The organism is Anaerosporobacter sp. (genome assembly GCF_031551385.1).
GTDB lineage: Bacteria > Bacillota > Clostridia > Lachnospirales > Lachnospiraceae > Anaerosporobacter.
Window position 1 is genome coordinate 1 of record NZ_JAVBNS010000075.1, and the last position, 5,369, is coordinate 5,369.

5 protein-coding genes are annotated in these 5,369 nt (G+C 35.5%); 3 read left to right on the plus strand and 2 right to left on the minus strand.

The annotated features are described in order from the left end of the window. Positions 1 to 169 precede the first annotated feature (169 nt). Together RMR19_RS07530 and RMR19_RS07535 are read left to right on the plus strand one after the other, a co-directional pair. Positions 170 to 2,194 (plus strand): alpha-amylase family glycosyl hydrolase, encoded by a 2,025-nt coding sequence (locus RMR19_RS07530; RefSeq protein WP_310602884.1) that lies wholly within the window; start codon positions 170 to 172, stop codon positions 2,192 to 2,194. Continuing rightward, positions 2,145 to 2,816 carry a TraX family protein gene (locus tag RMR19_RS07535; RefSeq protein WP_310602885.1) on the plus strand — a complete coding sequence of 224 codons (672 nt, stop codon included), beginning with the start codon at positions 2,145 to 2,147 and terminating at the stop codon, positions 2,814 to 2,816. The genes RMR19_RS07530 and RMR19_RS07535 overlap by 50 nt, the downstream gene beginning before the upstream one ends. A gap of 154 nt (positions 2,817 to 2,970) precedes the next feature. Here RMR19_RS07535 and RMR19_RS07540 read toward each other — a convergent pair whose 3' ends face one another. Together RMR19_RS07540 and RMR19_RS07545 are read right to left on the minus strand one after the other, a co-directional pair. Next, entirely contained in the window at positions 2,971 to 3,165 is a 195-nt protein-coding gene (locus RMR19_RS07540) for a hypothetical protein (protein ID WP_310602886.1), read from the minus strand. 109 nt (positions 3,166 to 3,274) lie between these two features. Beyond that, the gene (locus RMR19_RS07545; RefSeq protein WP_310602887.1) at positions 3,275 to 4,570 is read right to left on the minus strand and encodes a M18 family aminopeptidase; all 1,296 of its coding nucleotides are present in this window, start codon (positions 4,568 to 4,570) and stop codon (positions 3,275 to 3,277) included. Positions 4,571 to 4,739: 169 nt separating this feature from the next. Here RMR19_RS07545 and RMR19_RS07550 point away from each other — a divergent pair, with 169 nt between their 5' ends. Then, positions 4,740 to 5,237 (plus strand): DUF5721 family protein, encoded by a 498-nt coding sequence (locus RMR19_RS07550; RefSeq protein ID WP_310602888.1) that lies wholly within the window; start codon positions 4,740 to 4,742, stop codon positions 5,235 to 5,237. The last annotated feature ends 132 nt before the right edge of the window (positions 5,238 to 5,369 follow it).

Here is a 5,369-nt window from a genome sequence, read left to right on the forward strand (position 1 = left end):
TAATTATTGAAAATTGAATGAATTAATGAAAGAAAAAGAAGAGTTAGAACAACAACTAGAACTTAAGATGGAGCGTTGGATGTATCTAACTGAGCTTGCGCAAAAGATAGAAGAGAATAAATAAAGTAATCAAAAAGAGTAAACATTCGTAACAGTGAGGAGACAGAGTATGAATCAATTTAGAATTAGAAAGGGAACTCCATTACCACTTGGAGTTACAAAAGAGGGTGAATCGATTCGATTTGCAATAGCGGCACCGAATTGTGAAGAGTGTAAATTGATATTATTGCATAAAAGAAATCGCAAGAAGAATCAAACTGTGTTAATTCCAAATGAGTATCGTACAGGAAATGTTTACGCTTTTATTATAGAAGATTTACCATATAATGAGTATGAATATATATATGAAATAGATGGACAAAATGTTGTTGATCCCTATGCGAAAGTTATAAAAGGGCGAGACAAATGGGGGAATTATAGTCATTATTTTGAGAAGTATTCTGTGCGTGGTGGTTTCAATTTTGATACATTTGATTGGCAAGAAGATGCCACTCTTGAAATTCCATATAAAGATTTGATAATTTACAAGATGCATGTAAGGGGATTCACAAAACATAGTTCTTCTAAGCTTGGGAAGGCTGCGGGTACATTTAAAGGCGTTACAGAGAAGATTTCGTATCTAAAAGAACTTGGAGTTAATGCTGTCCTTTTAATGCCAATTGTTGAATTTGATGAGATATTGATAGAAGAAAATTATATGTATTCTTCTGGAAAACAGGATAAGAAAGAAGTAAAAGAATATGAATTTGTCAATATTGCAAGAGAGGCTGACAATGATTCTGAAACGATATTGCCAGATAAGTATAGGGAAGTAGCGAAGCAGGAAGAAAAAGCTCGAATCCCTTATCGAATCAATTATTGGGGATATAGTAAAGATAATTATTACTTTGCGCCAAAAGCTTCGTATGCGTATGAACCAGCGAATGCAGTGAATGAGTTAAAGACGATGGTTAAGGAACTGCATAATGCTGGTATTGAAGTTTTAATGGAGTTTAATTTTTCGTCAAGTCTTACGCAGCAAACAATTCTTGATTGTTTATATTATTGGTTCTTTACGTACCATATTGATGGATTTAGTGTGAATGCAAATGTAGTTTCTACAAGCATACTTGCTTCAGATCCGGTACTATCACATACTAAGTTTTTTGCAACATCATGGGAAGTGTCATCAAGCAGTACGGAGGGGCTTGGCAAACCATATCGAAACCTAGCTGAGTACAATGATGGATTCCTTGTAGATGCAAGAAGATATCTTAAAAGTGATGAAGAGCAAGTTAGTGCATTTGCAAATCGTGTAAGGAGAAACCCTGCAAATAATGCTGTGATTAATTACATGACGAATAATAATGGTTTTACACTGATGGATCTAGTTTGCTATGATGTGAAACACAATTCTGCTAATGGAGAAGAAAACAAGGATGGAACAGATTATAACTATAGTTGGAATTGTGGGACAGAAGGTAAGTCGGGCAAGAAAAAAATCAAAGAACTTCGTAGACAGCAGATTAGGAATGCATTTGTAATGTTACTATTAAGCCAAGGAACGCCGATGATTATGATGGGCGATGAGTTCGGGAACTCGCAAGGTGGTAATAATAATGCGTATTGTCAAGATAATGCAATCTCTTGGCTGAACTGGAATAATAGAAAACAAAATGAGGATATTGAAAGCTTTGTCAAAGAGCTAATTCAGATTCGTAAGAAGCAAGGCGTATTTGGTAGAGAGCAGGAATATCGTATGATGGATTATCAATCATGTGGTTGCCCTGATATGTCTTTTCATGGAACAAAGGCATGGTATCCGGACTTTTCATACTATAGTCGTGTATTTGGTGTTATGTATTGTGGACAATATGCATCAAATGAAGAGGAGAAGTCAAATGCTTATTTCTATGTAGCGTATAATATGCACTGGAAAAACCATGCGTTTGACTTGCCACAATTACCGGTAGGACAACATTGGGCTGTCTATATGGACACAGCGATAACAGAGGAGAAACGTATGGGTCAAGAGAGTCGTTCTGTTCAAGTTGCACCTCGATCAATTGTTGTTTTACGTAGCGAGATTGTAAAGGAGAAGGCAAATGGACATATTCGCGTTAAAGGTAATAGCAATAGTCGCCATGTTACTTGATCATGTTGCAGCAGTGTTTTTTACACGTAAGTCACAGCAATATATGATTATGCGGGAAATTGGAAGAATTGCATTTCCTATCTTTTGCTTCTGTATTGTGGAAGGATTTTTTCATACAAGAAATGTGAAGAAATACATGATACGTTTGGCTTGTTTTGCATTGATATCAGAGATACCGTTTAATTTGTGTTTTTATCACAACGTGTTTTGTTTAGAACATCAAAATGTATTCTTTACCTTACTGATAGGGCTTGTGGCAATCTATGCGATTGAAGAAGTGAAGAAACACTTTTTTTTCTTTGATATCAAAGCGATACTTTTGCAGTTTATTATTATAGGGCTTTCCATGACTGTGGCATGGTTCTTACGAACCGATTATAGTATGCTTGGAGTTCTGATTATTATGGCATTTTACTTTTACCGTGGAAATATATTATATATTGCAATAAGTATTCTTGTTGCCACACTTTATCTGGGTAATAAAGTACAGCTATATTCTTTGCTGGCGCTGATTCCAATCCTTCTATATAATGGGAAGAAAGGCCCTAGTATGCGCTACGTATTCTATGTCTTCTATCCAGCACATATGTTGGTTTTATATGCGGTGTCAGTTTCGCTGTGAGTAGTGTTCAAGCTCCAATCATCCTGTACCACATTGCAAAGCCAGAGGCGGGATTCTAAATAAAAGGCTGTTACAATATGATCTTTTCCTTTTCGATATTCTGGAAGAATTCATGTTGTAACAGCTTTATTTACGAGTATAGAATGCTGGTGTCCTAGGTTGTAGTATTTCGCACGATATTGTCATAGGAGTCAATTTTGCAGAAACTATTGTTCGTATTAAAATGACGACAGGTGACACAGGATTTTTTATCGAAATCACTACAATTTGAAACACTATTTTTAGGAACAGAGAGATATTCGCTGCATCGATTTGCTACATCTCGATATGCTCCACTGCTTGCTCTCATAGGAAATCTCCTTTCGCAATTGTGATATATATATATTACAATTATGAACGGATTTTTGAGATTTATACGAAGGTGATTTATGCAATTATATCTTAGATAGTGCAAGAACTTAAGCTATAAAGAATGCATAAAGTAGTTGGTTCATATATGTTTGGTCTTTAACGCCCATTAACTCTCTAGCAGAGTGCATGGCAAGCATTGGAATTCCTAGGTCGGCTGTCAGCATCGGGATTTGGGAGGATACGAGTGAGCCTAGAGTGCCACCGCCTGCAATGTCGGAGCGATTTACGTATTTTTGATATTTAATATCGTGGGTTTTGCATAGCTGTTGAAGTGTGGCAACTGCTTTTGCATCGGTTGCATATTTTTGATTGTTGTTGATTTTGATAACAATGCCTTCATTTAACTTAGCGAAAGTAGTAGGATCACTTTTTTCTGCATGATTTGGATGAATCGCATGTGCGACGTCAACAGACAGATGCATACTTCGCATCATAGCTTCTAGGCAGCGAGCATGTGTAAATCCAAGTCCTTCATAGATTTTCTCTAGTAGCATAGTCATAAGTGTTGAATCTGCACCTTGTTTTGTTTTGCTTCCGACTTCTTCGTTGTCAAATAAGGCAATGACATTAATGCCAGTTGTGCGATTTGTGTCAGTAATGGCACGAAGAGCTGCATAGGTAGATGTAAGGTTATCAAGACGTGGTGAAGAGATAAATTCTTCTTCAGCACCAATAAGTTGCCCTTTTTCTGTATTATAGATATATAATTCAAAATCGAGAATGCTATCTACTTCAACATGAAGTTCTTTTGCTAAGAAATTCATAAAGTAGTTATCTTTATTAAGAGTATCATTCACAAGTCCGATAATGGGAATCATGTCGATTTGACGATTAAGGTCAACACCTTTGTTTACATCACGGTTCATATGAATTGCTAAGTTGGGAATGGTAAGAAGTGGTTTTTTTATATCGATAAAACGCATCTCTGGTTCAAAGATGGAATCGCTTGCTATAGCAACGCGGCCTGCAATAGATAGAGGGCGGTCAAGCCATGTGTTTAAGATAGGTCCACCATAGATTTCGGTATTAATTTTACGGTATCCATTGCTTGTCATATCAGCTTGTGGCTTAATCATTAAGCAAGGGTGGTCTGTATGTGTAGCTATAATTCTAAAATCAGAAGATTCCTCTGTGTCATTGCCAACAGTGAAAGCGAATAGAGTTGATGGGTAAGGAATTACATAGTAATTCTCGCCTTTTGTTAATGACCAAGGTTGTTTCATATCTAATTTAGTGAAATTCTTTTCCTTGAGCGTAGCAGCACTTTTTTCTACTACATGGAATGGTGAAGTTGCTGTTTCAATAAATTCTATTAGATCAAATGCATTTTGTTTGAAATTCATAGTTAAATCCTCCATAGTTTTTGTTTTGCGAAATGCTTCTTTGTGTTATAATATAGTTTGCACAAAGCAGATTCGTTTGATTATCATAGGTTATATTATATGTAGGTTGTGTGAAAAAAACAAGATAGCTATTCGGAATAGACATAATTTAAATTAAAGGGGAAAAAATATGGTTTCTTTACATGTTGTTGATGTGAAATCATTTATGAATCATTTGTTAGTTCATAATGTGTTTGATAATTTTTTATTATCAGAATTAGAAATTACTACGTACAATCAGTTTAAGATTAATGGGAAACTGAATGCCGATTGGTATGATGAGGAAGAGAAAGAGACATTAGAGGATACACAGTATTCTACGTGGTCTAAGATTAAACCAATTGCATTTTCTCTTATGAAGGGAAAGAAAGTACCAGTGGTGTTTAAAATTGTACTTATCCTGTCACCTGCCAATACGAAGAAGATTATAGAGAAAGCATTACCGAATTATGATTTATCACAAGTGGGAACTCTGTATCTTAATATTCGTTATGAAAATGGAATTCTGCATCTTGTTACAGGGGTATCTATGAAGGTGTTTACATTAGATAAAACGGTAGAGCAAGAATGGGACAGTAATATGAAACAATTTTTGAGACATTTTGAGATTGTGTTTGAAGAAGAGTAGTTGACAAAATGGTCGGTGAGTTATAGACTTAACAAGAGGTCTATAATTCACCGACTTATTTTGTTGTAAATTTGGATATAGTAGAGGAGGAATATTTTATGTATCAGATGACAGAAACAGAATTAAAATTTG

What these genes read in the sequence shown, in the direction of transcription:
- RMR19_RS07530 (WP_310602884.1), top strand. Translation starts at nt 170, where the DNA reads ATGAATCAATTTAGAATTAGAAAGGGAACTCCATTACCACTTGGAGTT.
- RMR19_RS07535 (WP_310602885.1), top strand. Translation starts at nt 2,145, where the DNA reads ATGGACATATTCGCGTTAAAGGTAATAGCAATAGTCGCCATGTTACTT.
- RMR19_RS07540 (WP_310602886.1), bottom strand. Translation starts at nt 3,165, where the DNA reads ATGAGAGCAAGCAGTGGAGCATATCGAGATGTAGCAAATCGATGCAGC.
- RMR19_RS07545 (WP_310602887.1), bottom strand. Translation starts at nt 4,570, where the DNA reads ATGAATTTCAAACAAAATGCATTTGATCTAATAGAATTTATTGAAACA.
- RMR19_RS07550 (WP_310602888.1), top strand. Translation starts at nt 4,740, where the DNA reads ATGGTTTCTTTACATGTTGTTGATGTGAAATCATTTATGAATCATTTG.